We start from the raw sequence: 25,542 nt of genomic DNA, 5'->3' as shown, positions 1-25,542 counted from the left end.
ACCCTTCCATGTCCCAGGTTGTCGACCATCTTGCCGAACTGACCGGTTTTCGTGACCGGGATGTCATGGACGTCACCCTGGTCATGGCGTTGCGTGACCTGCTGGAACCCGAGTCCGTCGCGATCTACCGCAGCGTCGGCGAGCCGGGCGACGAACGTTGGCTGACCCGTGCCCATCTGCGCGCGGGTGATGCGGTCGCGTCGGCCGACCCGCTGTGGGCCAAGCCTGGTGCGCTGCCGAAGGCGACCGACCATCCGCTGCGCCTGGAGGCCATGCGCAGCCGCAGCGTCACCCAGGTGGCCCAGGGCGGCCAGTGGCTCTACCTCTTCCCGATTGCGACCGACCGCGACGTCATCGGCGTCATCGAGATCCTGTCCACGCGGCGCCTGGGCACGGGCGCGCAGCGCATGGTCAGCAGCGTGCTGCGGATCTATCACAACTTCCAGGGCCTGCTCGACTACTCCGAGCGTGACACGCTGACGGGGTTGCTGAACCGCAAGACCTTCGACGAGAGCTTCCTGAAGGTGCTGTCGGACATCCCGACGCGTGCCGACGTGACGCACGAGGCCGAGGACCGCCGCCACGAGACGGCCATCCAACACTATGTGCTCGGCGTGATCGACATTGATCACTTCAAGACCGTCAATGACCGCTTCGGGCACCTGATCGGCGACGAAGTGCTGTTGTTGCTGTCGCGCCTGATGCGCGGCTCTTTCCGCTTTCACGACATGCTCTATCGCTTCGGCGGCGAGGAGTTCGTCGTGCTGATGCGCTGCGATGAAGAGATCCACGCGGGCGAGGCCTTCGAGCGCCTGCGCCTGAACACCGAACGCTACGCCTTCCCGCAGGTGGGCCGCATCACCGTCAGCATCGGCTTCACCGAGGTGCGCCCTGGCGACGGGCCGGCCGATGCGTTCGAGCGCGCCGACAAGGCGGTCTATCACGCCAAGGGCCATGGTCGCAACCAGGTCCACAACTACGCGGCCCTGGTGGCCAGCGGCGTGATCCAGGAATCGGCACAGCTCAGCGACGTCGAGCTGTTCTGAAGCCGCCGCGCTGAAGCATTCGTCACCCGCGCAAGACCGCAGGTTGACCTTTTCGCTCCCCGTTCATCGCCTGACGACGGCGTAGCGAGCCAGCGTGCGCTCCCGTGCGATGGCGTGGTCGACGATGGGGCGCGGGTAGACGCTGCCCTGCATCTGCAGCGGCGCGCGCGCCCAGGGCTCGTGGATGGTCTTGGCCGGCAGCTCCGCCAGTTCGGGGCAGTAGCGGCGGATGAAGCGGCCCTGCGCGTCGAACTTCTCGCTCTGGCTCACCGGGTTGAAGATGCGGAAATAGGGCTGGGCGTCGCAGCCGCTGCTGCTGGCCCACTGCCAGCCGCCGTTGTTGGCGGCGAGGTCGAAGTCCAGCAGTTGCTGCGCGAAATATGCCTCGCCGCGTTGCCAGGCGATGCCGAGATCCTTGGTCAAGAAGCTGGCCGTCACCATGCGCAGGCGGTTGTGCATATAGCCCGTCTGGTTGAGCTGGCGCATGGCGGCGTCCACCAGCGGGTAGCCGGTGCGGCCCTCGCACCAGGCGGCGAACACCGCGTCGGCTTCCGCGCCGGTCTCCCAGCGGATGGCGTCGTACTCGGGCTTGAAGGCCGTCGTCATCGCACGCGGGTGGTGGTGCATGACCTGGTGATAGAAGTCGCGCCAGATCAGCTCCGACAGCCAGATCTCGGCGCCGTGGTCGCCGCCTTGCATCAACTGGTGGGCGATGCGCGCGAGGCGCCGGATCGACACGGTGCCGAAGCGCAGATGCACGCTGAGATAGCTTGGGCCCTTGACCGCCGGGAAGTCGCGCTTGCTGTCGTACTGGTCGACGCGGTCCAGGAAGTCGTCCAGCAGCGCCTCGGCACCGCGGCTGCCCTGGCCGACATGCCCGGTCAGCCCGGCGAGTTTGAAGCCGATGTCTTCGAGCGTGGGAACGCCCTTGGCGAACTCGGTTCTCGCCAGTGCCCGCGCATGGCGCTCGACCGGATAGCTGCTCAGGTAGAACTCGTCCACCTTGCGCAGCCAGGCGTTCTTGTAGGGCGTGAACACGCTGTAGGGCCCGCCAGCGGCCGTCATCACCTCGCCGCGCTCGAAGATGACATGGTCCTTGAAGGTGCGCAGCTCGGTATTGAAGGGTTTCAGCAGGTCGGCCACCAGCGCGTCGCGCATCAGCGCCTGCGGTTCGTCGTCGTGGTTGGTGAACACGGCCTGCGCGCCCAGCTCGGCCACCAGGCGCGGGATCTGGTCCGCCGCAAAGCCATGCCGCACGATCAGCGCCCCGCCGAGCTTGCGCAGGTCCTCGTCCAGCACCTGCAGCGCGCCCAGGATGAACTCGACGCGTCGGTCTGCGCGTGGCAGGGCGTCGAGGATGTCGCGGTCCAGGACGAAAGCGCAGAAGACCTGTTTCGCGCTGCGCAGCGCGTGATACAGCGCGGCCTGGTCGTCCGCGCGCAGGTCGCGGCGAAACCAGACAAGAGCGCGGTCAAGGTGAGCAGGCATGGGCGCAGATTAAGGTCTTTGCACGCCTGCCCAGGCTGGGCGACCTCGGCAAGCACCAGCCTCCCGGCGATAAAGCGCTGAAGCGCAAAGCGGCCAGAATAAAATGCCGCCATGCCCGCCGACCGGATCGTCCTGACCAACCAATTCCTCATCGCCATGCCCGGCATGGCCGACGAGGCCTTCGCAGGCACCGTGGTCTACCTCTGCGAGCACAACGACAACGGCGCCCTGGGCCTCGTCATCAACAAACCCATCTCTCTGACGCTGGGCAATCTGTTCGAGAAGGTCGAGCTCAGCCCACCGGCCGAACCGCTGGCCGACAGCCCCGTCTTCTATGGCGGCCCGGTGCAGACCGACCGCGGTTTCGTGCTGCACGAGCCGCTGGACGAAGAGGGCGGCCACTACAACGCGACGCTGGCCGTGCCTGGCGGCCTGGAGATGACGACCAGCCGCGACGTGCTTGAAGCGCTATCCAACGGCGCCGGCCCCAGGAAGATCTTTGTCACGCTCGGCTACAGCGGTTGGGCCGCGGGCCAGCTCGAAGAGGAAATCGGCCGCAACGGCTGGCTGACGGTGGACGCGGCGCCCGAGATCATCTTCGACACGCCGGTGGAGCAGCGCTACGAGCGCGCACTGGCCCTGCTGGGCGTGGACCCGCGCATGCTCAGCTCGGACGCGGGGCACGCATGATGGCGGCCTTGGCGCCGTCGCATCAGATCTTTCTTGCTTTTGACTTTGGCACCCGACGCATCGGCGTCGCCTCGGGCACGCGCTTGCTCGGTTCGGCCGAGCCGCGTGCCACGGTCAGGAGTGGCGATTTCGACGCGATTGCCGCCCTCGTCAAGACGTGGCAGCCCGACGCCCTCGTCATCGGCGTGCCGCGCCACCCCGACGGCGCGCCCCACGAGATGACGGCCAAGGCACAGAATTTCGGTCGCCGGCTGGCCGGGCGCCATCACCTGCCGGTCTTCGAAGTGGACGAGCGCTACACCAGCGTCGAAGCCGAGGCTGAAGGCGCGCACGACGTGGACGCCGCAGCGGCCGCCCTCATCCTTGAACAATTTTTCCGGGAACATCCATGAGTGACCTCAAGCTGGACGCTGAAGGCCTTTACCTCGAGCTCAGGCGCGGCGTGCAGCGACTGCTGACCGCCGACACCGCCCTCGTGGGCATCTGGAGCGGCGGCGCCTGGCTGGCCGAGCGCCTGGCCGTCGACCTGGGCCTGGCCGACGCCGGCACCATCTCCAGCGTGCTGCACCGCGACGACTTCGGCTCGCGGGGCCTGGCCAAGGCCGACCACACCTCGCTGCCCTTCGACGTCAACGGCCGCGACATCCTGCTCATCGACGACGTGCTCTACACCGGCCGCACGACGCGGGCCGTGCTCAACGAGCTGTTCGACTTCGGCCGCCCGGCGAGCGTGCAGCTGGCGGTGCTGGTGGACCGCGGCGGGCGGCAGCTGCCGATCGAGCCGGCGTTCTCTGCGGCCCGCGTCACGCTCGCCGCAGACCAGAGCCTGCGCCTCGCGCGCGCCGACGGGGGGCGATTTGCCTTTGAGGTGAAGTGATGCTTTCCAAACGCAACCCCCAGCTCAACAAGCACGGCGAGCTGATCCACCTGCTGTCCACCGAAGGCCTGCCGCGTGCGGTCATGGAGCAGATCCTGGACACCGCGGGCAGCTTCCTCTCGGTCAACGACCGTGAGGTCAAGAAGGTGCCGCTGCTGCGCGGCAAGTCGGTGTTCAACCTGTTCTTCGAGAACAGCACCCGCACCCGCACCACCTTCGAGATCGCCGCCAAGCGCCTGTCGGCCGACGTCATCAACCTGGACATCGCGCGCAGCTCCACGGCCAAGGGCGAGACGCTGCTGGACACGGTGGCCAACCTCAGCGCCATGCACGCCGACATGTTCGTCGTGCGCCACAGCGAGAGCGGCGCGCCCCACCTGATCGCCCAGCATTGCGCGCCGCACGTGCACGTTGTCAACGCCGGCGACGGCCGCCACGCCCACCCGACTCAAGGGCTGCTGGACATGTACACGATCCGGCACTTCAAGAAAGACTTCCGCAACCTGACCGTATCCATAGTCGGCGACATCGTTCACTCGCGCGTCGCTCGCAGCGACATCCACGCGCTCAACATCCTGGGCGTGCCGGAGATCCGCGCGGTGGGCCCCAAGACCCTGGTCCCCGGCGACCTGCGCGACATGGGCGTGCGCGTCTGCTACGACATGGCCGAAGGCGTGAAGGACGCCGACGTCATCATCATGCTGCGCCTGCAGAACGAGCGCATGAACGGCGGCATGCTGCCCAGCAGCGGCGAGTTCTTCAAGCACTTCGGCCTGACGCCCGACAAGTTGCGCCTGGCCAAGCCCGACGCCATCGTCATGCACCCGGGGCCCATCAACCGGGGTGTCGAGATCGCGTCCGAAGTGGCCGACGGCAAGAGCAGCGTCATCCTGCCGCAGGTCACATTCGGCATCGCGGTGCGCATGGCGGTGATGGCCATCCTGGCTGGGAACGAAGCATGAAGATTTTGATCAAAGGCGGCCGGCTGATCGACCCGGCATCCAGTCTCGACCGCATCGGCGACGTCGCCATCGCCAATGGCCGTATCGTGCACCTGGGGGATGTGGGCGACTTCGTTGCCGACCGCACCGTGGACGCGAGCGGCCTCATCGTCGCGCCCGGCCTCGTCGACCTGTGCGCCCGGCTGCGCGAGCCCGGGCACGAGCATGAAGGCCTGCTCGAAAGCGAACTCGCCGCAGCGGCCGCTGGTGGCGTGACCAGCCTTGTCTGCCCGCCCGACACCGACCCGGTGCTCGACGAGCCCGGTCTCGTCGAGATGCTGAAGTTCCGCGCCCGCAAGCTGAGCCGCTGCCGCCTGTTCCCGCTCGGCGCGCTGACGCGCCAGTTGAACGGCACGGCACTCACCGAGATGGCCGAACTGACCGAAGCCGGTTGCATCGGCTTCTCGCAGGCCGAGGTGCCGATCAAGGACACGCTGGTGCTGAGCCGGGCGCTTCAATACGCCGCCACCTATGGCTACACGGTCTGGCTGCGCCCGCAGGACGCGTATCTCGGCGGTGGCGTCGCGGCCAGCGGTTCGGTCGCGACGCGGCTGGGGCTGTCCGGCGTGCCCGTCAGCGCCGAGACAGTGGCGCTGCACACCACTTTTGAATTGGTACGCGCCACGGGCGCCCGGGTGCATGTGTGCCGCCTGTCCAGCGCCGCCGGCGTCGAGCTGGTGCGCGCGGCCAAGCGCGAGGGCCTGCCCGTCACGGCGGACGTGTCCATCAATTCGCTGCACCTCAGTGACGTCGACATCGGCTACTTCGATTCGGCCATGCGCCTGACGCCGCCGCTGCGCCAGGGCCGTGATCGCGATGCGCTGCGCGCGGGCCTCGCCGATGGAACTATTGACGCGCTGGTGTCCGACCACATGCCCGTGACGACCGACGAGAAGGCTGTGCCCTTTGCCGAGGCCACGCCGGGCGCGACGGGCCTGGAGCTGCTGCTGAGCCTGGCGCTGCGCTGGGCCCAGGATTCCAAGCTGCCGCTGCAGCGCGCGCTGGCCGTCGTGACGGCCGAACCGGTGCGGGTGCTGGGCAGCGCCCTCGGCTCTTTGTCCGCCAGCGCCGGTCGCCTGGTGGAAGGTGGCGTCGCCGATGTCTGCGTGTTCGACGCGGCGGCGAGCTGGTCCGTCACGCCCGACGCCCTGGCCAGCCAGGGCAAGCACACGCCGTTTGCCTTCGCCTCCAGCGGTTTCGAGCTGCCCGCGCGCGTGCGTTGCACCCTTGTCGCCGGCCACGTCGCCTACGAAGGATGACGGCCCCCACGCGCGCTTCGCACGCTGCCCCCCGAGGGGGTGCAGCCTCCCTGGGGGCGGCCCGGCGGGAGGCTGAATGAGATCCCTGATCGCCACCTGGCGCCTCACGCGCCTTGTGCCGCATGTGCTGCACGGCCTGTGGATCGTCAAGCGCCGCTTCGAGCTGCTGACGGCGTCCGAGCGGCATGGGCTGATCCAGTGGTGGTCGCTCAAGACGCTGCGCATCCTCGGCATCGCGCTGAAGTCTCAGGGCCAGGCCTTGCCGACGGGTCATCTCATGGTGGCCAACCACATCTCCTGGCTGGACATCGCCGGCGTCCACGCGGTGCTGCCGCAGGCGCGCTTCGTGTCCAAGGCGGACGTGAGGCACTGGCCGGTGGTCGGCGCCCTCGTCGAAGGCGCCGGCACGCTCTTCATCGAGCGCGCCAGCAAGCGCGATGCGCTGCGTGTCGTGCACCAGACGGCCGCAGCCCTGCAGGCGGGCGACTGTATCGCCGTCTTCCCGGAAGGCACCACGGGCGCCGGGCCCGAGATGCTGCCCTTCCACGCCAACCTGCTGCAGGCGGCGGTGTCGGTCGATGCACCGGTGCTGCCCGTCGTGCTGCGGTGGCACGAGCCCGGCGAGCGCTTCAGCTCGTCGGCGCGCTTCATCGGCGACACGACGTTGGTTGAGAGCCTGTGGCGCATTGCTTCGGCCAAGGGGCTGGGCATTGATGTGCAGATCCTGCCCAGCGTGATGGCGACCGGCCAGGACCGTCGCGCCCTGGGCGCGATGCTGCGCGGCGTGATCAGCGCGAAGCTGGGCTGAGCCAGGCCAGGCCGGCCGACGTATTGCCACGGGGCCGGTATTCCAGGCCGACAACGCCTTGCCAGCCACGCGCGTCCAGCAGGGCCAGCTCCGCCGCGAATTCACTGGCCTCGGGCTCATGCCGCCCGGCAACGCCGGCGACCTGCACATGGCCCAGCACGCCGAGGTCCAGCGCGCGCGCCAGATGCGTCAGTGATTCACCTTCAGCGACGCGGCAATGGTAGAGGTCGAGTTGCAGTTGCACGCGTGGCGTGTCCAGCGCAGCCAGCAGCTCCAGCGCCTGGGCCTGGCGATGCAGGAAATAGCCGGGCATGTCACGGCGGTTGATGGGCTCGACGACCAGGGGCAGGGGGGACTGCTCGGCGGCCCAGCCGAGGTTGGCCAGCCAGGTCGAGCGGTGCTCGGGCGTGTCCTCGGCCAAGCCTGACAGCAGATGCACGCGGGCCGCGCCAAGGCGGTCGGCCAAGTCCAGGCCGCGCAGCGTCGCGTCGCGAAACTCGGCCTCGCGGCCGGGCAGGGCGGTGAAGCCGCGCTCGCCGACGGCCCAGTCGCCGGCAGGGGCGTTGATGAGGACGACCTTCAGCCCCGCCAGCGCGGCCGTCAGCGGTGGGCGGTCATGCAGATGCGGCTGCTGCAGCTCAACGGCGGCAAAGCCGTCGGCCCGTGCCACCGCCGGCCGGTCGAGATAGGCGTGCTCGGTATAGAGCCAATCGAGATTGGCTGCGAAGCGTGGCGGGATCACTGCGACTCCGCTACCAGGGCGGCGTCATGGATGGCGATCACTTTGGCTGAGGAGGGCAGGGTGATCTCGGGCATGGAGAACGGGCCTGCGCAGGGAGAATCCCGCGTCACTTGTAAAGAATTGCTGATGATAGAAGCCCGACCGTTGATCGTCCGTCTGCGCAACTTCGTTGGCGACACGGTTTTGAGCATTCCGGCGCTGCGGCTGCTGCAAAGCCACGGCTATCGCCTTGAACTGGTCGGCAAGAGCTGGGCACGCGGGTTGTTGGAGACGGAAGGCTGGCGCGTCCATGTGCGGCCCGAGAGGCTCGGCGAGCGCGTGGCGCAGTTGCGCGCGCTGCGGCGGCAGCTGCGTGCGCAAGACCCCGGATTCGACCGGCGCTCCAATACGCTGCTCTTTCCCTACGCGTTTTCAGCGGCGCTGGACGCGCGACTGGCCGGCCTGCGCGCCGAGGGCCATGCGGTGGAGGGACGCACTTGGCTGATGCGCCGTGGTCACCCGCGGCGCCCGGGGCGGCACACGCTGGTCGAATACTGGGAACTGGCCTGCGACTTCCTCGGCATCGACGAGCCGCCGCCGCCGGCCATCGGCCTGCAGGTCAGCGAGCCCCAGCGGGAGCGGGCCGCGGCTCTGCTGGCGGCGCAAGGCATCGCGCCGGGGCGCTACGTGATGATCTGCCCGTTCGCCAACGGGAAAACCGAGTTCCTGGACCGCACCTGGCCGGCCTTCCCGGAATTCGTGCGCCGCCTGGATGCGGCGGGGCGCCGCATCGTGATGGTGCCGGGACCGACCGAACTGGAGGGGGCCCGCCAGCTCTACCCCGACGTGGTGCGGTTCGAAGGCGTGGGCCTGGGCATCTACGCCGCGTTGCTGCAGATGGCCGGCATCGTCGTCTCCAACGACACCGGGCCGGGCCACATCGCCGCCGGCGTCGGCGCACGGCTGCTCACCCCCTGGGGGCCGGCCGATCCCGCGGTCTGGGCGCCGTGGGGGCCGACGGTCAAACTGCTTCAGTACTGGCCCGGCTGGGCCAGCGTGGAGGAGGTGCTGACCGAGGTGGATCAGGCCTTGCCCTGATTGGCCACGGCGGCAGCCGCCTTGGCGGCGGCTTCGGCGTCGCCCAGGTAGTAGCTCTTGATCGGCTTCAGGTTCTCGTCCAGCTCATAGACCAGCGGGATGCCGTTGGGGATGTTGACGCCAACGATGGCGTCGTCGGCGATGTTGTCGAGGTACTTCACCAACGCGCGGATGCTGTTGCCATGGGCGGCGATGAGCACGCGCTGGCCGCCCTTGATGGCGGGCGCGACGGTCTCGTTCCAGAACGGCAGCACGCGGGCGACCGTGTCCTTCAGGCATTCCGTCAGCGGAATGTCCTCGGCGTCCAGGCCGCGGTAGCGAGGGTCGCTGCGTTCGCTGCGTGGGTCGGTCGCTTCCAGCGCCGGCGGCGGTGTGTCGTAGCTGCGGCGCCAGATCAGCACCTGCTCGTCGCCGTACTGCTTGGCCATGTCGGCCTTGTTCAGGCCCTGCAGGCCACCGTAATGGCGCTCGTTGAGGCGCCAGGCGTGGCGCACCGGCAGCCAGGTGCGGTCCATCTGGTCCAGGGCGTGCCACAGCGTCCACACGGCGCGTTTGAGCACCGAGGTGTAGGCGATGTCGAAGTCATAGCCCGCTTCCTTCAGCAGCCGGCCGGCCGTCTTGGCCTGCTCGACACCGGTGGGCGTCAGGTCCACGTCGGTCCAGCCGGTGAAGCGGTTTTCCAGGTTCCAGGTCGATTCGCCGTGGCGGATGAGGACGAGCTTGTACATGGGGCAAGGCGCGCTGAGGTGGTGGGAGGCGGCGGATTATCGGACCCAGCGATAATCGCCGGCTTCGTTGAATTACACGGGATGCTTGCTTGAACTTCCTGATCGAGAACTGGTTTCTGCTCGTCGCCGCACTTGTGTCCGGTGGCCTGTTGCTCTGGCCCATGCTGATGTCGGGTGCACAGGGCGGCGGCCTCGCCCCCGCCCAGGCGGTGCAACTGATCAACCGCGAGAAGGGCGTGCTGATCGATGTCAGCGAGCCCGAAGAGTTTGCCAAGGGCCATGCCGTCGGCGCGCGCAACATCCCCTTTGGCCAGATTGAGGGCCACAAGTCCTTGCCGTCCAACAAGGCCCTGCCGCTGGTGTTGGTGTGCCCGACCGGCGCGCGCGCCGGCCGCGCCGCGGGCATGCTGCGCAAGCTGGGCTATGACAAGGCCCAGGTGCTGGCGGGTGGCCTCAAGGCCTGGCGGGAGGCGAATTTGCCGGTGGAAAAAAGCGCGTGAGCGGTTTTTCGCCCAACCGACTTTTTCTGCCTTTCATTGGGCAGAAATCTGCGTAGGCAGATTTGCGGCTGAAGGAGATTGAGATGGCTGCCGTCAAGATGTACACCACCCTGGTCTGTCCGTTCTGCGTGCGCGCCAAGATGCTGCTCAAGCAACGCGGCGTCGAGCAGATCGACGAGATCCGCGTCGACCTCAACCCGGGCGAACGCCAGGAGATGATGGCCAGGACGGGCCGCCGCACCGTGCCGCAGATCTTCATCGGCGACACCCATGTCGGGGGGTGCGATGACCTCATCGCCCTCGACCAGAAGGGCGGCTTGCTGCCCTTGCTCCAAGCGGCCTGAAGGGTCGCTTTGGGCGTTCTTGCCTGATTTCAACACCGGGCAAGCCCGATCGGCTTGTCACGAGGCATCGCCCATAATCCAGTGACTGCCCGCAGCACGCCGCCTGCGGGCTTTTGTTTGACGCTTCGCTAGAAAGAATCCCATGGCCGACGAGATCCAAGCCGCCCCCGAAGGCACCCCCGTGTTCCAGATCCAGCGCATGTACCTGAAGGATCTGTCGCTGGAGCAGCCCAACGCGCCGCACATCCTGCTGGAGCAGCAGCAGCCCCAGGTCGACATCAACCTGACGCTGTCGGCCGAGAACGTCACCGACGGTATCTTCGAGGTCTGCGTGACGGCCACGGTCAACACCAAGGTCGGCGACAAGACGCTGTTCCTGGTCGAAGCCAAGCAGGCCGGCATCTTCGAGATCCGCAATGTGCCGCAGGACCAGCTCGAAGGCATTCTGGGCATCGTCTGCCCGCAGATGGTCTACCCCTATCTGCGCGCCATCGTGTCCGACGTCTGCACCCGCGCCGGCTTCCCGCCGGTGCTGCTGACGGAAGTGAACTTCCAGGCCATGTTCGAGGCCCAGCAGGCGCAGCGCGAAGCCCAGGGCGGCCAGGCCGTCAACTGAGCATCGAGGCTCGCCTCGTGATGACGCCCCGCTCCGTGCGGGGCGTTTTACTTGGGTGACACTTCTGCGCATGACGACGATGAAGATCAGCGTTCTCGGCGCCGGTGCCTGGGGCACGGCCCTGGCCATCCAGGCGGCCAACGCCGGCCATGACGTGAGCCTGTGGGGCCGTGACGCCACTGCCATCGGGCAAATGCGGGCCAGCCGCCGCAACGCTGCCTATCTGCCCGACGGCGAACTGCCCGCCGCGCTCGGCCTGACCGGCGACCGTGCCGCAGCCATTGCGCACGCCGCCGACGGGCTGACCATCGTCGCGACGCCGATGTCCGGCCTGCGCGAAACCCTCGCCGCCCTGCCGCCAACGCAGCGCGTGCTGTGGTTGTGCAAGGGTTTCGAGGCAGTCACCGGGCGGCTCGGCCACGAGATCGCACGCGAGTTGCAGCCGGCCATGCGCGTCGGTATGTTGTCCGGCCCCAGCTTTGCGCAGGAAGTGGCCGCTGGCCGGCCCACGGCCCTGGTCGCGGCGAGCGAGGACGCGGCGCTCGCACAGGCCGCCGTCGATGCTTTTCATGGTGACAGGCTGCGCGTCTACACGTCCAACGATCCGGTTGGCGTCGAAGTCGGCGGCGCAGTCAAGAACGTCATGGCCATAGCGGTGGGCGTCTGCGATGGCCTCTCCGGCGCCGCACCTGATGCGCCGGGGTTGAACGCCCGCGCCGCCGTCATCACGCGCGGCTTGGCCGAGATGCTGCGCCTGGGCCTGGCCCTGGGCGCCAAGGCCGAGACCTTCATGGGTCTGTCGGGTCTGGGCGACCTGGTGCTGACGGCGACGGGCGACCTGTCGCGCAATCGCCGCGTCGGCCTGATGCTGGCGCAGGGGCTCGCGTTGCGGGACATCCTGGCCAAACTCGGCCATGTGGCCGAAGGCGTCTACAGCGCGCCGACGGTGCTGGCGCGTGCGCGCGAGGCCGGCGTCGAGATGCCGATCACCGAGGCCATGGTGGCCTTGCTGGACGGGCGGCTGCGTGTCGGCGAGGCGGTCGAGCACCTGATGGGCCGCGAGGCCCGCGCCGAATAATTCAGGCGCCGCCTGCGTAGCCGTTCTGCCGCCAGGCTTCGAACACGGCGACCGCGACGCTGTTGCTCAGGTTGAGGCTGCGCTGGCCCTCGCGCATCGGCAGGCGCACACGCTGATCGAGCGGGAAGCTCTCACGCAGTTCGGGCGCCAGGCCGGCCGTCTCGCTGCCAAACACGAAGTAGTCGCCCGGCTGCCAGGCCACCTCGCCAAAGGACCGGCTGCCGCGCGTGGTGAAGGCGAACATGCGTGCGGCGTCGGGCGACTGGGCCGCCAGGAAGGCCGCCCAATCGGCATGGCGCTGCACGCGGGCGTACTCGTGATAGTCCAGGCCGGCGCGTTGTAGCAGCTTGTCTTCCATCGAGAAGCCCAAGGGCTCGATCAGGTGCAGGCTGCAGCCGGTGTTGGCTGCGAGCCGGATCACATTGCCCGTGTTGGGCGGAATCTCCGGCTGGACAAGGACGATATGGAACATGGACGCGAGTATCTTCGCCGGATCGCGGCGATCAACGTGTTGCATTCGGGCCGAGCGCCGGGCCGCTCCCAAGCCGGCCCGTCATGGCGATGTGCTTGCCGGTCGATCCGGCAAGCATCGCCGCCCCCTCGGGGGGCCGGCCAGGCTTGCCGGCGTCCAGCGAGGCAGGACTGGACGAGGGGCGTCATTCGCCCGGCTCCGGCGTGCGCGCAATGACCCAGGCCTGCACGCTCATCGCGCCGGCCTGCAGCAGCACATGGGCCAGCTCGAACAGCGTCGCGCCGCTGGTCATCACGTCGTCGAGCAGCGCGACGCAGGTGCCGCGCAACTGCGCCGCGCGCAGCGGCTCGACGGCGAAGACGCCGCGCACATTGGCTGCGCGCGCCTCCAGCTTCAGGCTGGCTTGGGCAGCGTTGTGGCGTACCCGCAGCAGCATCTCCGGCTCGCAGCGCAGGCCGCGCCGGCGCGCCAGCGCCTTGGCCAGCTCGTGTGCCTGGTTGTAGCCGCGCTCGCGCAGGCGGTCGTTCGACAGCGGCACGGGCAGCAGCCAGTCTGGCGCGTCGACCTCGGCCGCGGTCAGCGCCGTGTTCAGGCGCTCCAGCAGGCTCTCGCGCAGTTCCAGGGCCTGGTGGTATTTGAAGTGCTGCAGCAAGCCGTCCCAGGGGAAGCGGTAGTCCAGCGCAGCCACGGCGCGGTCCAGCGGTGGTGCCGCGTGCAGGCAGCGCCCGCATTGGGGGCGGGGCCTGCCGGTCAATTCGATGGGCAGCCTGGCCGCGCAGGTCCAGCAGCGCGGCTGCGGGCGTGCGTAGAGGGCCAGGCAGGCTTCGCAGATGGTCTGGTGGCTCCAGGCGCGGCAGACGGCGCACTGGCCGGCGCAGCGCAGCAGGACTTTCTCGATCAGAGCAGGCTTCGTTGCCGACAGGGAGCGCTCGGGCATCGGCTCAATATACTGACCGCTCCATGAGTGAACCGGCTTCGACCCCTACTTCAAACAAGGGGCCGCGGCCCCAGGACCTCGACGCCGCCGCCGTTCGCCACCAGGCGCGCCGCCTCGCGGCCGCTGCGCAGCCGCCGTGGTTGCACGACGAGGTCGCCGGGCGCATGGCCGAACGCCTGACCTATATCAAGCTGCAGCCGAACCGCGTGCTGGACGCATCGCCGGCCCTGGGCGCCAGTGGCGAGCTGCTGCGCCTGGCTTACCCGAGCGCGGAGTTGCTGTGGCATGAAGCCGACACGGCGCTGGCGGCTCGCGCGGCCGAGAAGCGCCAGCGCAACTGGTGGCAGAAGCTGCGTGGCGCCTCCTCCGGTCATGTCGATTCGCTGCCAGCGTTGCCCCAGGTCGACCTGCTGTGGTCCAACATGGCCCTGCATGCCTGCGCCGACCTGCCGGAGCTGCTCGACACCTGGCAGGCCAGCGTCGCGGTCGGCGGCTTTGTGATGTTTTCCTGCCTGGGCCCGGACAGCTTCGTCGAACTGCGGCCGTTGTATGCGCGCGCCGGCTGGGGCCGGCCGGCGCCTGACTGGTGGGACATGCATGACATCGGCGACCTGGTGCTCAAGGCCGGCTTTGCCGACCCCGTCATGGACCAGCAGCGGCTGCGCCTGACCTGGGCCACGCCCGAAAGCCTGCTGGCCGACCTGCGGGCGCTGGGCGGCAACCTGGCGCCCGCGCGCTTCGCCGGCTTGCGCGGTCGCAAGTGGAAGGCGGCACTGCTGGCGCAGCTGGAAACGCTGCGCGACGGCGAGGGCCGGCTTGCGCTGACGGTAGAGCTCGTCTTCGGCCACGCCTTCAAGGCGGCGCCGCGGCTGACGATGGCGGCCGAGACCCATGTGTCCGTCGACGCCATGCGCGCAACGCTGCGCAAGGGCCGTGAAACCGGGTGAAGGGGGATGAAGGGGGTGAATCCCCGGGGGCGGCATGGGCCGTCCCTCTCGGAGCCTGGGCTAAAATCCCGCGCCGCATAGAGGGCTTTGGGGCAACACCCGGCTCAACCCACGGAACTTGCCTCCCAAATCCAGCTGTCGGGCTGGACAAGCAAGCCCCGCTCTTCAAAGAACCAAGTGACAACCATGACGATGATGAACGCACGAGTGCATAGCGCCTCACGCGCTTGGGGCCGTTGGGCCACGGCGGCGATGGCGGCCCTGGCGGCCGGCCCAGCCCTGGCGGTCAACGACCTGAAGGGCGGCCCCGGCGTCAATCAGCTCAATCTGCACGAGCCGGTCACGCGCATCGCGGCCGACCAGATGTGGCTGCACAACTTCGTGATGATCGTCTGCCTGGTCATCTTCTTCGCGGTGTTCGGGGTGATGTTCTATTCCATCTTCAAGCACCGCAAGTCCAAGGGCGCGGTGTCGGCCAACTTCCACGAGAGCGTGGCCGTCGAGATCGCCTGGACGGTGGTGCCCTTCCTCATCGTCATCGGCATGGCCCTGCCGGCGACCAAGGTCGTCGTCGCGATGAAGGACACCACCAACGCCGACGTGACCATCAAGGCCACCGGCTACCAGTGGAAATGGGGCTATGACTACCTGAAGGGTGAAGGCGAAGGCATCGGCTTCCTGGCCACGTTGGACACCGCTCAACGCGAGTCATCCAACACCGGCAAGCCCGAGCCGGTCGACAACTACCTGCTCAAGGTGGACAACCCGCTGGTCGTGCCGGTGGACAAGAAGGTCCGCATCATCACGACGGCCAACGACGTCATCCACGCCTGGATGGTGCCGGCATTCGGCGTCAAGCAGGACGCCATCCCCGGGTTCGTGCGCGACACCTGGTTCAAGGCCGAGAAGATCGGTGACTACTACGGCCAATGCGCCGAGCTGTGCGGCAAGGAACACGCCTACATGCCCATCCACGTGAAGGTCGTGTCCGCCGAGGACTACACCAAGTGGGTGGATGGCAAGAAGAAGGAAATCGCCGCCAAGGCCGATGACCCGAACAAGGTCTGGGAGCAAGTCGCCCTGGTCGCCCGCGGCGAGAAGGTCTATGGCGCCAACTGCGCCGTCTGCCACAAGGCCGACGGCTCGGGCGCCGGCCCGATCAAGCCGCTGGACAAGTCGCCGGTCGTGCTCGCCGAAGACAAACTGCAGCAGGTTCAGGTCGTGCTGAACGGCCGCATGGACAAGGGCATGCCCGCCTGGAAGCAGCTCAGCGATACCGACATCGCCGCCGTGATCACGTACACGAAGAACAGCTGGTCCAACAAGACGGGCCAGACGGTGCAACCGGCCGAAGTGCTGGCCGCCCGCAAGTAATCGACCGAACGCCGAATCAGAGGAAATCACATGAGTGCAGTGCTCCCCCCCCACGGCGCGGTCGGTGGCCATGACGGCCACGCCCACGATCACGATCACGACCACCACGATGATCACCACGCACCCCACGGCTGGCGCCGCTGGGTGTTCGCGACCAACCACAAGGACATCGGCACCCTCTACCTGCTGTTCTCCTTCACGATGCTGATGGTCGGCGGCATCCTGGCCCTGTGCATCCGCGCCGAGCTGTTCCAGCCGGGCCTGCAGTTCTTCAACCCCGAACTCTTCAACCAGTTCACGACCATGCACGGTCTGATCATGGTGTTCGGCGCCATCATGCCGGCCTTCGTCGGCTTCGCGAACTGGATGATCCCGCTGCAGATCGGCGCGGCCGACATGGCCTTCGCGCGGATGAACAACTTCAGCTTCTGGCTGTTGATCCCGGCGGCCATCATGCTGGTGGGCAGCTTCTTCATGCCCGGTGGCGCCCCCGCCGCGGGCTGGACGCTGTACGCGCCCCTGACGCTGCAGATGGGCCCGTCGATGGACGCCGGCATCTTCGCGATGCACATCATGGGCGCCTCGTCCATCATGGGCTCGATCAACATCATCGTCACCATCCTCAACATGCGCGCCCCCGGCATGACGCTGATGAAGATGCCGATGTTCGCCTGGACCTGGCTGATCACGGCCTATCTGCTGATCGCCGTCATGCCCGTGCTGGCCGGCGCCATCACGATGACGCTGACCGACCGCCACTTCGGCACCGCCTTCTTCAACCCGGCCGGCGGCGGCGACCCGGTCATGTACCAGCACATCTTCTGGTTCTTCGGCCACCCCGAGGTCTACATCATGATCTTGCCGGCCTTCGGCATCGTCAGCCAGATCGTGCCGGCCTTCGCCCGCAAGCGCCTGTTCGGCTACGCCTCCATGGTGTACGCGACGGCGTCGATCGCCATCCTGTCCTTCATCGTCTGGGCTCACCACATGTTCGCCACCGGCATGCCGGTGACGGGCCAGCTGTTCTTCATGTACGCGACCATGCTGATCGCCGTGCCCACGGGCGTGAAGATCTTCAACTGGCTGGCGACGATGTGGCGCGGCTCGATGACCTTCGAGACGCCGATGCTGTTCGCCGTCGGCTTCATCTTCGTGTTCACGATGGGCGGCTTCACCGGCCTGATCCTGGCGATGGCACCGGTCGACATCCAGCTGCAGGACACCTACTACGTCGTGGCCCACTTCCACTATGTGCTGGTGGCCGGCTCGCTGTACGGCATGTTCGCCGGCTACTACTACTGGTCGCCGAAGTGGACCGGCGTGATGTATTCGGAGACCCGCGGCAAGATCCACTTCTGGGGTTCGCTGATCTTCTTCAACATCACCTTCTTCCCGATGCACTTCCTGGGTCTGGCCGGCATGCCGCGTCGCTATGCCGACTACCCGATGCAGTTCGCCGACTTCAACGCGATTGCATCCATCGGCGCCTTCGGCTTCGGCCTGATGCAGGTCTACTTCTTCCTGTTCGTCGTCGTGCCGGCCATGCGCGGCAAGGGTGAGAAGGCGGCGCAGAAGCCCTGGGAAGCCGCCGAAGGCCTGGAGTGGGAAGTGCCGTCGCCGGCGCCCTTCCACACCTTCGAAGAGCCGCCCAAGCTGAACGCTTCGGCCACCAAGATCGTCGCCTGATGGCCATGACGCCCGAACAGCGCAAAGCCAACCGACGGCTGGGATTGATCCTGCTGTCGATTGCCTTGATTTTCGGCATCGGCTTCGTCACGAAGATGGTGCTGCTGGCTCACTGACATGATGAAGCCCCCACGCGCACTTCGTTTGCTGCCCCCCGAGGGGGCGCGTCAGCGCCTTCGGGCGGCCGGGCGGCACTGACATGCGCTTCCTGGCCGCTCTGCATCGCGACAACCGGCAGCTCGTCATGAAGCTGGCGGTGGTGGTCGCGTTGATGTTCGGCTTCGGTTACGCGCTGGTGCCGCTGTACAAGGCCATCTGCAATGCGCTGGGCATCAACGTGCTGTCGCTGGCCGAGCGCCAGACGGCGCTTTCGGCCAAAGGCATCGCCGACGGCAACGGCCAGATCGACTTCAGCCGTGAAATCACGGTCGAGTTCGACACCAATGCCCGCGGCCCCTGGGACTTCAAGCCGGCGGTGCGCCATCTGACGGTGCACCCGGGCGAACTGACCCAGGTCATGTACGAGTTCCGAAACGTGCAGGACCGCACCATGGCGGCCCAGGCCATCCCGAGCTATGCGCCGATGCAGGCGAGTGCGCATTTCAACAAGCTGGAATGCTTCTGCTTCAACGAATACACGTTGAAGCCGGGCGAGAGCAAGCAGTGGCCGGTCGTGTTCGTCATCGACCCCAAGCTGCCCAAGGATGTGAAGACCATCACCCTGTCGTACACCTTCTTCGAGGTGGCGGGCAAGGGTGGCGTCAAGCTCGGCCAGGCACCTGGATCGCGTTCCGGTGCGGGAGCCGCGCTGTGAGCGAAGCGGGCAAGGATCTGAAGGACGCCGTGGGCCGCAAGGCCTCGCTGGCCCAGACGATCTCGGCCGTGGCCTGGAGTTTTTTCGGTGTGCGCCGGGGCAAGGATCATGAGAACGACATGGCCAAGCTCAACCCGGTGCATGTATTGATCGCGGGCGTGCTTGGCGCCGCCCTGTTTGTATTGGTGCTGGTGCTGCTTGTCCGTTGGGTCATCAGCAGTGGCGTGGCCGGGGCCTGAGGGCCCGAGCCGCAACAGAGTTCAGAACGAGCGAGTACTAGGAGAACAACATGTCGGCAGCGACTACCCCGGGCAAGACCCCGTACTACTTCGTCCCGGCGCCTTCACGGCATCCGGTGATGGCCGCGATCGGCCTGTTCTTCGTCATCCTCGGCGCGGGCCAGTGGGTCAACGGCCATGGCTGGGGCATGTACTCGCTGTTCGGCGGCCTGGCCTTCTGGGCCTTCGTGCTGCAGCAATGGTTCCGCCAGGCCATCGGCGAGAGCGAGGGCGGCCTGTACAGCGACCGTATCGATGTCTCGTTCCGCTGGAGCATGGGCTGGTTCATCTTCTCGGAGGTGATGTTCTTCGCCGCCTTCTTCGGCGCGCTGTTCTGGTCCCGCCTGTACTCGGTGCCGGTGCTTGGCAGCCTGGAAAACGCCTTGCTGTGGCCCGACTTCAAGGCCATCTGGCCCAGCACGGCGCCCGGCTTTACCGCTGCGCCGGCGGGCACCGTCGAGGCCTTCAGCACCATGGGCCCCTGGCCCATCCCGACGATCAACACGGCACTGCTGCTGACCTCCGGTGTCACGCTGACGATTGCCCATCACGCGCTGATCGCCGGCAACCGCGGCAAGACCATCCTGTGGATGTGGATCACCGTGCTGCTGGGTGCGACCTTCGTCGGCTTCCAGGCCTATGAATACCACCATGCCTACACCGAGCTCAACCTGAAGCTGACCTCCGGCATCTACGGCTCGACCTTCTTCATGCTGACCGGCTTCCACGGCTTTCACGTCTGCGTGGGTGCACTGATGCTGCTGTTCATCACCATCCGCCTGATGAAGGGCCACTTCACGCCGGAGCGCCACTTCGGCTTCGAAGGCGCCGCTTGGTACTGGCACTTCGTGGACGTGGTGTGGCTGGGCCTGTACGTCATCGTCTACTGGATGTGACTTCCCGGTCTCGCAATGAGAAAGCGCCGCAGCAGCGGCGCTTTTTTGTTGTTGAAGCTCAGGATTTCACCGGCAGTCCGGTCGGCTGTATCCAGCCCATCTTCCAGCTCAGCAGGATGACCAGGAACAGCGTCACCGACACGGCGACCCGCACCGCCAGCGCACGGGCCATGTTGGGGCTTTTCTTGTTGCCGCCCTTGCGCAGCATGAAGAAGCCGGCCGCGCCGAGCGCGCCGAGGATGCCGATGAAGGCGATCAGGATCACGAATTTCATGGTGTCGAATTATCCGCTCGGGGTCTTGCATGAGCGGTAGGCGCTGGCTGGTGCTGTTGGCGGGCCTGGTGGGCGCCGCGCTGACGGCGCGGCTCGGCGTCTGGCAGCTTGACCGTGCCGCGCAGAAGATCGCGTTGCAAGCAGCCATCGAGGCCGAAGCCGGCAAGCCGGCGCTCACCCAGACCGAGTTGGGCGGTGAAGGGCAGCTGCACCGCCGCGCCGCGCTGCGCGGCACCTGGGTGGCCGAACGCACGATCTGGCTGGACAACCGGCCCATGGACGGCCGCACGGGCTTCTTCGTCGTCACGCCGCTGCGCTTGGCGGGCCGCGACGACGCCGTCCTGGTACAGCGCGGCTGGGCGCCGCGCAATCAACTCGAGCGCCAGCAATTGCCCCCCTTGCTCACGCCGCCCGGCGAGGTTGCCGTCGAAGGGCGGCTGGCGACGTCGCCCTCCCGGCTTTACGAGCTGGGCGAAGGGTCGGCCGGCCCGATCCGGCAAAATCTCGACCCTGCGGCCTTCGCCGTCGAGTCCGGCCTGAAGCTCTTGCCGCTGACCGTCGTGCAGACCGCCGCGGATACGCCCGACGACACGTTGCTGCGCCATTGGCCAGCGCCCGACCTCGGCTTGCAAAAACACTATGGGTATGCCTTTCAATGGTTTGCGCTCTGCGCGCTGATCGTCGGTCTCTATGTCTGGTTCCAACTCATCCGTCCCCGGCTCCGCCGTCAGCAGTCCTGAACCGCTGAGCTTCGCGGTGCACAGCCTGCCCGATCCCCGCACGACGGGGCAGCAGCGCGTCGGCCGCTGGAAGATGCTGCTGGTGCTGGCCATGTGCGCGGCGCCGGTCGTCGCCTCCTACTTCACCTTCTACGTCGTCAGGCCCAGCGGCTCGGCCTATGGCGAACTGATCGCGCCTGCCGTCGACATGCCTGCCGACCTGTCACTCACCGACCTGCAGGGCAGGGCGGTCGCGCCGGCTTCCTTGCGGGGTCAATGGCTGCTGGCCGTCGTGCACGGTTCCGACTGCCCGGCCGCCTGCGAACAGCAGCTCTTCGTGCAGCGCCAACTGCGCGAGATGCTGGGCAAGGAGCGGGCGCGCGTGGACAAGCTCTGGCTCATTCCCGATACCGGCACGCCGCGCCCTGAAGTGATGGCTGCCGTCAGTCAGAAGGGCGCCGAAGTGACCGTGCTGCGCGTGCCCAGGGACCGGTTGGATGCCTGGCTCAAACCCGCCTCGGGCAAGGCGCTGGCCGACCATTTCTATATCGTCGACCCCATGGGCAACTGGATGGAGCGCGCCCCTGCCGAGCCCGAGCCCAAGAAGCTCAAAGCCGATCTCGACAGGCTGCTGCGCGCCAGCGCCAGCTGGGATACGGCAGGCCGATGAACGACCTGCTGGTCCCTCTTGGCCAGGTCGCCGCCATCGGCGGCGCGGTCGCCATCGGCCCACTGCTCTGGTGGCGCCAGCGCTCGCGAAGCGCGACGCCGGCAGGGCGGCTGCGCGCGCTGACCCTGCTGACGCTGTTCCTGACCTTCGACCTCATCGTCTTCGGCGCCTTCACGCGCCTGACCGATTCGGGCCTGGGCTGCCCGGACTGGCCGGGTTGCTACAGCGCTGCCAGCCCGGCGGGCGCCCACGCACACATCGAGGCCGCCCAGACCGCGATGCCCACCGGCCCGGTCACGCACGGCAAAGCCTGGATCGAGATGGTTCACCGCTATCTGGCCAGCGGCGTGGGCCTGCTCATCCTCGTCATGGCTGCGCTGAGTTGGCGGCTGAAGCGGCGGGGCGCAGAGACCGCACCATCGCCCTGGCTGCCGACGCTGACGCTGGCCTGGGTCTGCGTGCAGGGGGCCTTCGGCGCGCTGACGGTCACGATGAAGCTCTTCCCGGCCATCGTCACGCTGCACCTGCTGCTCGGCATCGGCCTCTTGATGCTGCTGGCCTGGCAGCACGAGGCCTACGAGCCGCGGCCGATCATCGCGCCGTCGGCGTTGCGCCGTGCGGTCGCCGTCGTCCTTGTGCTTGCACTTGTCCAGGTCGCCCTTGGCGGCTGGGTCAGCACGAATTACGCCGTGCTGGCCTGCGACGAATTCCCCACCTGCCACGGCGGCCAGTGGTGGCCGCAACTGGACTTCGCGCAGGGCTTTCAGCTCTGGCGCGCACTGGGCCAGCGCGCCGACGGCGGCTGGCTCGGGTTCGAGGCGCTGGCCGCCATCCACACGGCCCATCGCATCGGCGCGGGCGTCGTCTTTGCGGCCATCCTGGCACTGGCCTGGCGGCTGCGTCGGCATGCGGCGAACTGGTCCAACTGGCTGCTCGCCGCGGCTGGCTGGCAGCTCGCCTCCGGCCTGTCCAATGTCGTGCTCGACTGGCCTATCGTGGCTGCCCTCGCCCACACCGCTGGCGCCGCTCTGCTGCTCGCCCTGCTCACCATCTTGCTCGCGCGCCTGAGGGCGCAAACTTGACCATGGCTTCCACGTCCACCGCCAGCGCCTTCGTGCACAGCCCGCGCTGGCAGCAGTTCTACCAGCTGACCAAGCCGCGCGTCGTCCAGCTCATCGTCTTCTGCGCGGCCATCGGCATGGCCCTGGCCGTGCCCGGCCTGCCGTCGCTGGAACAGGCCCTCACCATGCTTGCCGCCGTCGCAGGCATCTGGCTGGTCGCCGGCGCCGCGGCCGCCTTCAACTGCCTCATTGAGGACGGCATCGACGCGCGCATGAAGCGCACCGCCTGGCGCGCTACGGCCAAGGGCGAGCTCAGCCGCCCGCACACACTGGCCTTCTCGGCCCTGCTGTGTGCAGCCGGCATGGCGCTGCTGGGCTTGTACGTCAACGTGCTGACGATGTGGCTGACCTTCGCCACCTTCATCGGCTATGCCGTCATCTACACCGTCATCCTGAAGCCGATGACGCCGCAGAACATCGTCATCGGCGGCGCCTCGGGCGCCATGCCGCCGGTGCTGGGCTGGGCCGCGCTGCGTGGCGACCTCGGCCCCGAGCCCTGGCTGCTGTGCTTGATCATCTTCCTGTGGACGCCGCCGCACTTCTGGGCGCTGGCCCTGTACCGCGCTGAAGATTACGCGCGCGCCGGCCTGCCCATGCTGCCCGTCACGCACGGCAACGACTACACGCGGCTGCAGATCCTGCTCTACACCTGGGTGCTGTTCGCGGCCACGCTGCTGCCCTTCCTGACCGGCATGAGCGGCTGGTTCTACCTCGCCAGCGCCGTCGCACTCGGCCTGGGCTTCTGCGGCTATGCCTTCCGGCTGTGGCGCTCGTATTCGGAGATGCTGGCGCGGCGGACCTTCTGGTTCTCCATCTGGCATTTGTCGCTGCTCTTTGCGGCGCTGTTGATCGACCACTACATCGCATGAACACCCGTCGTTTCGCGCTGGCCGCGCTGGCCGCACTGTCGTTGGCCGCCTGCCAGAAGGCGAGCCCCGACAAGCCCGCCTTCAAGGGCATCGACCTGACCGGCGCCGAGTACGCCCGCACGCTGAACCTGACCGACCAGGACGGCCGCGCCCGCTCGCTGGCCGACTTCAAGGGCAAGGTGCTGGTGGTCTTCTTCGGCTACACCCAATGCCCCGACGTCTGCCCGACGACGATGGCGGAAGTGGCCGAAGTCAAGCGCAGCCTGGGCGCGGACGGCGACAAGGTGCAGGGCATCTTCGTCACCGTCGACCCGGAGCGCGATACGGCGCAGCTGCTCAAGGCCTATCTGGCCAGCTTCGATCCCAGCTTTGTCGGCCTGCGCGGCAGCGAGGAGCAGACGAAGGCCGCGGCCAAGGAGTTCAAGGTCTTCTACGCCAAGGCGCCGGGCAAGACACCCGAGACCTACACGATGGACCACACGGCGGCGAGCTTCATCTTCGACACCGAAGGCCGCGTGCGCGTTTACGCGCGCTACGGCTCGGGCGCCCAGCCGCTGGCGGACGACATCAAGCTGCTGCTGGCCGAAGCCAAAAAGTAGAAAAGGCCCCGAGGGGCCTTTTACCTGGAGCGGAAGAGGGTCAATCAGGCCGCTTCGGTCAGCGCCTTCTTCATCTTCTTCATCGCCGCCACCTCGATCTGGCGGATGCGCTCGGCCGACACGCCGTATTCGGCAGCCAGCTCGTGCAGCGTCATGCCGCCCGACGAGTCGTCGTTCACCTTCAGCCAACGCTCCTCGACGATGCGGCGGCTGCGCGCGTCCAGCACGTCCAGAGCGCGATGGATGCCGTCGCCGGCCAGTTCGTCGCGCGAACGCGCCTCGATGACGCGGGTCGGCTCATGGCTGTCGTCGGCCAGGTAGGCGATGGGCGCGAAGCTCTCGCCATCGTCGTCGGTCTGCGGCTCCAGCGCCACGTCGCCGCCCGACATGCGGGTCTCCATCTCCAGCACTTCCTCGCGCTTGACGTTCAGCGTGCTGGCGACATGGGCCAGTTCGGCCTCGGTGAGCGTGTTGCGATGCGTCTGGCCGTCGGCCTGGTCGGCCTTCATCTGGTGCTTCATCGAGCGCAGATTGAAGAACAGCTTGCGTTGGGCCTTGGTCGTCGCGACCTTGACCATGCGCCAGTTCTTCAGGATGTACTCGTGGATCTCGGCCTTGATCCAGTGCATGGCATAGCTCACCAGGCGCACACCCTGGTCCGGGTCGAAGCGCTTGACGGCCTTCATCAGGCCGACATTGCCTTCCTGGATCAGGTCGCCCTGGGGCAGGCCATAGCCCATGTACTGGCGGGAGATGGCCACCACCAGGCGCAGATGCGACAGCACCATGCGGCCAGCGGCTTCCAGGTCGCCCTTGTCGCGCAGGCTGCGCGCGGCGGAACCTTCTTCCTCGGCCGTCAGCAGCGGCAGGCGGTTGACGGCGGAGATGTATGCGTCCAGATTGCCCAGCGAAGGCACCATGGCCCAGGGGTCGCGGACGGCAATGGCAGAAGAGGCGGACATCGTCATGAATCCTTGCTAAACCGCGGCGCGGAATGCCGCGGTGAGCAGGATATTAGCACTCTGGTTTGGCGAGTGCTAAGTCAGTTCGTGACGCTGCTGGAATGCAATGTTTCCAACGGTGAAACAGTCAGCRATCGCTAACTTTCCTTCAGTCGACCAGACCGAAATCCGGGCTTTTGATCATGGCCTCGATATCCAGCAGGATCAGCATGCGCTCGCCGAGCTTGCCTAGGCCGGTGATGAAGCGGGCGTCCAGGGCGGCGGCCACTTCCGGGCGCGGCTTGATCTCGTCGGCGCTCAGTTCCAGCACGTCGGACACCGAATCCACGACGACACCGACGACGCGGCCGGCCACATTGAGCACGATGACGACGGTGAAAGCGTTGTATTCACCGGCCTGGCCCAGGCGGATGCGCAGGTCCACGATGGGCACGATGACGCCGCGCAGGTTGACGACGCCCTTGACGAAGGCCGGTGCATTGGCAACGCGGGTGGGCGGCTCGTAAGAGCGGATTTCCTGCACGCGCAGGATGTTGAGGCCGTATTCCTCTGCGCCGATGCGAAAGGTCAGGAACTGGCGGCCATCGGTGCGTGCCAGGGCCTGCACGGCCTGGGCACCGGTGCTGGGAACGAGATCGGTGGAACTCATCGGGCGCTGACGCGTGTTGGG

The 25,542-nt window shown here is 67.3% G+C and carries 32 protein-coding genes; 24 read left to right on the top strand and 8 right to left on the bottom strand.

From position 1 onward, the window contains the following. Positions 1–8 precede the first annotated feature (8 nt). Complete coding sequence (locus tag ACXJLH_RS14465) at positions 9–1,046, top strand: GGDEF domain-containing protein (protein ID WP_056199460.1); 1,038 nt, start codon at positions 9–11, stop codon at positions 1,044–1,046. Between the two features lie 63 nt (positions 1,047–1,109). On the opposite strand, the gene ACXJLH_RS14460 is transcribed toward ACXJLH_RS14465, so the two are convergent. Then, a complete protein-coding gene (locus ACXJLH_RS14460; protein ID WP_457444804.1) occupies positions 1,110–2,534 on the bottom strand; it encodes a cryptochrome/photolyase family protein in 1,425 nt (474 codons plus the stop codon). 111 nt (positions 2,535–2,645) lie between these two features. On the opposite strand from ACXJLH_RS14460, the gene ACXJLH_RS14455 reads away from it, so the two are divergent. The 6 genes from ACXJLH_RS14455 (at position 2,646) to ACXJLH_RS14430 (ending at position 7,169) form a co-directional block, all read left to right on the top strand. After that, entirely contained in the window at positions 2,646–3,224 is a 579-nt protein-coding gene (locus tag ACXJLH_RS14455; protein WP_056199455.1) for a YqgE/AlgH family protein, read from the top strand. After that, positions 3,221–3,616: a Holliday junction resolvase RuvX gene (gene ruvX, locus ACXJLH_RS14450; protein WP_457354310.1), complete on the top strand. Its 396-nt coding sequence runs from the start codon at positions 3,221–3,223 to the stop codon at positions 3,614–3,616. The genes ACXJLH_RS14455 and ruvX overlap by 4 nt, the downstream gene beginning before the upstream one ends. After that, complete coding sequence (gene pyrR, locus ACXJLH_RS14445) at positions 3,613–4,101, top strand: bifunctional pyr operon transcriptional regulator/uracil phosphoribosyltransferase PyrR (protein ID WP_056199449.1); 489 nt, start codon at positions 3,613–3,615, stop codon at positions 4,099–4,101. The genes ruvX and pyrR overlap by 4 nt, the downstream gene beginning before the upstream one ends. Next, on the top strand, positions 4,101–5,063 hold the full coding sequence (locus ACXJLH_RS14440) for an aspartate carbamoyltransferase catalytic subunit (RefSeq protein WP_457444802.1): 963 nt from the start codon (positions 4,101–4,103) through the stop codon (positions 5,061–5,063). The genes pyrR and ACXJLH_RS14440 overlap by 1 nt, the downstream gene beginning before the upstream one ends. After that, entirely contained in the window at positions 5,060–6,361 is a 1,302-nt protein-coding gene (locus tag ACXJLH_RS14435) for a dihydroorotase (RefSeq protein ID WP_457444800.1), read from the top strand. The genes ACXJLH_RS14440 and ACXJLH_RS14435 overlap by 4 nt, the downstream gene beginning before the upstream one ends. A 76-nt stretch (positions 6,362–6,437) precedes the next feature. Then, complete coding sequence (locus ACXJLH_RS14430) at positions 6,438–7,169, top strand: lysophospholipid acyltransferase family protein (protein ID WP_457444798.1); 732 nt, start codon at positions 6,438–6,440, stop codon at positions 7,167–7,169. Here ACXJLH_RS14430 and ACXJLH_RS14425 read toward each other — a convergent pair. Then, on the bottom strand, positions 7,150–7,911 hold the full coding sequence (locus ACXJLH_RS14425) for a hydroxypyruvate isomerase family protein (protein WP_457444797.1): 762 nt from the start codon (positions 7,909–7,911) through the stop codon (positions 7,150–7,152). The two genes, ACXJLH_RS14430 and ACXJLH_RS14425, sit on opposite strands and share 20 nt — an antisense overlap. 30 nt (positions 7,912–7,941) lie before the next feature. Here ACXJLH_RS14425 and ACXJLH_RS14420 point away from each other — a divergent pair, with 30 nt between their 5' ends. Then, positions 7,942–8,988: a glycosyltransferase family 9 protein gene (locus tag ACXJLH_RS14420; protein WP_457444795.1), complete on the top strand. Its 1,047-nt coding sequence runs from the start codon at positions 7,942–7,944 to the stop codon at positions 8,986–8,988. Here the strand turns inward: ACXJLH_RS14420 and gpmA are convergent. Further along, positions 8,973–9,716, bottom strand: coding sequence for a 2,3-diphosphoglycerate-dependent phosphoglycerate mutase (gpmA, locus tag ACXJLH_RS14415; protein ID WP_457326075.1), 744 nt, complete (start codon positions 9,714–9,716; stop codon positions 8,973–8,975). The two genes, ACXJLH_RS14420 and gpmA, sit on opposite strands and share 16 nt — an antisense overlap. 89 nt (positions 9,717–9,805) lie before the next feature. On the opposite strand from gpmA, the gene ACXJLH_RS14410 reads away from it, so the two are divergent. The 4 genes from ACXJLH_RS14410 (at position 9,806) to ACXJLH_RS14395 (ending at position 12,254) form a co-directional block, all read left to right on the top strand. Beyond that, the gene (locus tag ACXJLH_RS14410; RefSeq protein WP_056199428.1) at positions 9,806–10,216 is read left to right on the top strand and encodes a rhodanese-like domain-containing protein; all 411 of its coding nucleotides are present in this window, start codon (positions 9,806–9,808) and stop codon (positions 10,214–10,216) included. 83 nt (positions 10,217–10,299) lie between these two features. Beyond that, positions 10,300–10,560, top strand: a complete 261-nt coding sequence (grxC, locus tag ACXJLH_RS14405; RefSeq protein WP_457444793.1) for a glutaredoxin 3 — start codon at positions 10,300–10,302, stop codon at positions 10,558–10,560. A 142-nt stretch (positions 10,561–10,702) separates the two neighbouring features. Further along, on the top strand, positions 10,703–11,176 hold the full coding sequence (secB, locus tag ACXJLH_RS14400; protein WP_056199425.1) for a protein-export chaperone SecB: 474 nt from the start codon (positions 10,703–10,705) through the stop codon (positions 11,174–11,176). Between the two features lie 79 nt (positions 11,177–11,255). Beyond that, positions 11,256–12,254 carry an NAD(P)H-dependent glycerol-3-phosphate dehydrogenase gene (locus tag ACXJLH_RS14395; protein ID WP_457444791.1) on the top strand — a complete coding sequence of 333 codons (999 nt, stop codon included), beginning with the start codon at positions 11,256–11,258 and terminating at the stop codon, positions 12,252–12,254. Position 12,255: 1 nt separating this feature from the next. On the opposite strand, the gene trmL is transcribed toward ACXJLH_RS14395, so the two are convergent. Together trmL and ACXJLH_RS14385 are read right to left on the bottom strand one after the other, a co-directional pair. Continuing rightward, positions 12,256–12,726 (bottom strand): tRNA (uridine(34)/cytosine(34)/5-carboxymethylaminomethyluridine(34)-2'-O)-methyltransferase TrmL, encoded by a 471-nt coding sequence (gene trmL, locus ACXJLH_RS14390; RefSeq protein WP_457391331.1) that lies wholly within the window; start codon positions 12,724–12,726, stop codon positions 12,256–12,258. A gap of 184 nt (positions 12,727–12,910) precedes the next feature. Next, positions 12,911–13,663: a ComF family protein gene (locus ACXJLH_RS14385; protein WP_057295803.1), complete on the bottom strand. Its 753-nt coding sequence runs from the start codon at positions 13,661–13,663 to the stop codon at positions 12,911–12,913. Between the two features lie 23 nt (positions 13,664–13,686). On the opposite strand from ACXJLH_RS14385, the gene ACXJLH_RS14380 reads away from it, so the two are divergent. From ACXJLH_RS14380 to ACXJLH_RS14350, 7 genes are all read left to right on the top strand, one after another. After that, positions 13,687–14,610, top strand: a complete 924-nt coding sequence (locus ACXJLH_RS14380; protein ID WP_457444789.1) for a biotin synthase — start codon at positions 13,687–13,689, stop codon at positions 14,608–14,610. Between the two features lie 195 nt (positions 14,611–14,805). Then, on the top strand, positions 14,806–15,984 hold the full coding sequence (coxB, locus tag ACXJLH_RS14375) for a cytochrome c oxidase subunit II (protein WP_457444829.1): 1,179 nt from the start codon (positions 14,806–14,808) through the stop codon (positions 15,982–15,984). Positions 15,985–16,014: 30 nt separating this feature from the next. Continuing rightward, positions 16,015–17,670 (top strand): cytochrome c oxidase subunit I, encoded by a 1,656-nt coding sequence (gene ctaD / locus ACXJLH_RS14370; RefSeq protein ID WP_056199408.1) that lies wholly within the window; start codon positions 16,015–16,017, stop codon positions 17,668–17,670. Further along, on the top strand, positions 17,670–17,786 hold the full coding sequence (locus ACXJLH_RS14365) for a cytochrome oxidase small assembly protein (protein WP_394326330.1): 117 nt from the start codon (positions 17,670–17,672) through the stop codon (positions 17,784–17,786). The genes ctaD and ACXJLH_RS14365 overlap by 1 nt, the downstream gene beginning before the upstream one ends. Positions 17,787–17,869: 83 nt before the next feature. Beyond that, positions 17,870–18,484, top strand: a complete 615-nt coding sequence (locus tag ACXJLH_RS14360) for a cytochrome c oxidase assembly protein (protein ID WP_457444787.1) — start codon at positions 17,870–17,872, stop codon at positions 18,482–18,484. Beyond that, entirely contained in the window at positions 18,481–18,723 is a 243-nt protein-coding gene (locus ACXJLH_RS14355; protein WP_457326213.1) for a DUF2970 domain-containing protein, read from the top strand. Before ACXJLH_RS14360 ends, ACXJLH_RS14355 begins: the two co-directional genes overlap by 4 nt. Positions 18,724–18,773: 50 nt before the next feature. Then, on the top strand, positions 18,774–19,658 hold the full coding sequence (locus ACXJLH_RS14350; RefSeq protein WP_056199399.1) for a cytochrome c oxidase subunit 3: 885 nt from the start codon (positions 18,774–18,776) through the stop codon (positions 19,656–19,658). Positions 19,659–19,716: 58 nt separating this feature from the next. On the opposite strand, the gene ACXJLH_RS14345 is transcribed toward ACXJLH_RS14350, so the two are convergent. Next, complete coding sequence (locus tag ACXJLH_RS14345; protein WP_457391322.1) at positions 19,717–19,932, bottom strand: DUF2909 domain-containing protein; 216 nt, start codon at positions 19,930–19,932, stop codon at positions 19,717–19,719. Positions 19,933–20,000: 68 nt separating this feature from the next. Between ACXJLH_RS14345 and ACXJLH_RS14340 the strand changes: the two genes are divergently transcribed. From ACXJLH_RS14340 to ACXJLH_RS14320, 5 genes are read left to right on the top strand one after another with little or no spacing between them, the layout of a single operon-like run. Then, the gene (locus tag ACXJLH_RS14340; protein WP_457444785.1) at positions 20,001–20,672 is read left to right on the top strand and encodes an SURF1 family protein; all 672 of its coding nucleotides are present in this window, start codon (positions 20,001–20,003) and stop codon (positions 20,670–20,672) included. A 16-nt stretch (positions 20,673–20,688) separates the two neighbouring features. Continuing rightward, a complete protein-coding gene (locus ACXJLH_RS14335; RefSeq protein ID WP_457444783.1) occupies positions 20,689–21,321 on the top strand; it encodes an SCO family protein in 633 nt (210 codons plus the stop codon). Next, positions 21,318–22,403 carry a COX15/CtaA family protein gene (locus tag ACXJLH_RS14330; protein WP_457444781.1) on the top strand — a complete coding sequence of 362 codons (1,086 nt, stop codon included), beginning with the start codon at positions 21,318–21,320 and terminating at the stop codon, positions 22,401–22,403. The genes ACXJLH_RS14335 and ACXJLH_RS14330 overlap by 4 nt, the downstream gene beginning before the upstream one ends. 2 nt (positions 22,404–22,405) lie before the next feature. Further along, positions 22,406–23,311, top strand: a complete 906-nt coding sequence (cyoE, locus tag ACXJLH_RS14325) for a heme o synthase (protein ID WP_457444779.1) — start codon at positions 22,406–22,408, stop codon at positions 23,309–23,311. Next, positions 23,308–23,910, top strand: a complete 603-nt coding sequence (locus ACXJLH_RS14320) for an SCO family protein (protein ID WP_457444777.1) — start codon at positions 23,308–23,310, stop codon at positions 23,908–23,910. Before cyoE ends, ACXJLH_RS14320 begins: the two co-directional genes overlap by 4 nt. Positions 23,911–23,954: 44 nt before the next feature. Here the strand turns inward: ACXJLH_RS14320 and rpoH are convergent, their stop codons facing one another. Beyond that, a complete protein-coding gene (rpoH, locus tag ACXJLH_RS14315; protein WP_394326329.1) occupies positions 23,955–24,872 on the bottom strand; it encodes an RNA polymerase sigma factor RpoH in 918 nt (305 codons plus the stop codon). A gap of 148 nt (positions 24,873–25,020) precedes the next feature. After that, positions 25,021–25,521, bottom strand: coding sequence for a chemotaxis protein CheW (locus ACXJLH_RS14310; RefSeq protein WP_056199375.1), 501 nt, complete (start codon positions 25,519–25,521; stop codon positions 25,021–25,023). Positions 25,522–25,542 lie beyond the last annotated feature (21 nt).

The sequence above is a fragment of the Roseateles sp. P5_E4 genome (assembly GCF_054049255.1).
The sequence above is the reverse complement of the archived record's forward strand: the minus strand, read 5'-3'. Positions and strand labels throughout refer to the sequence as shown.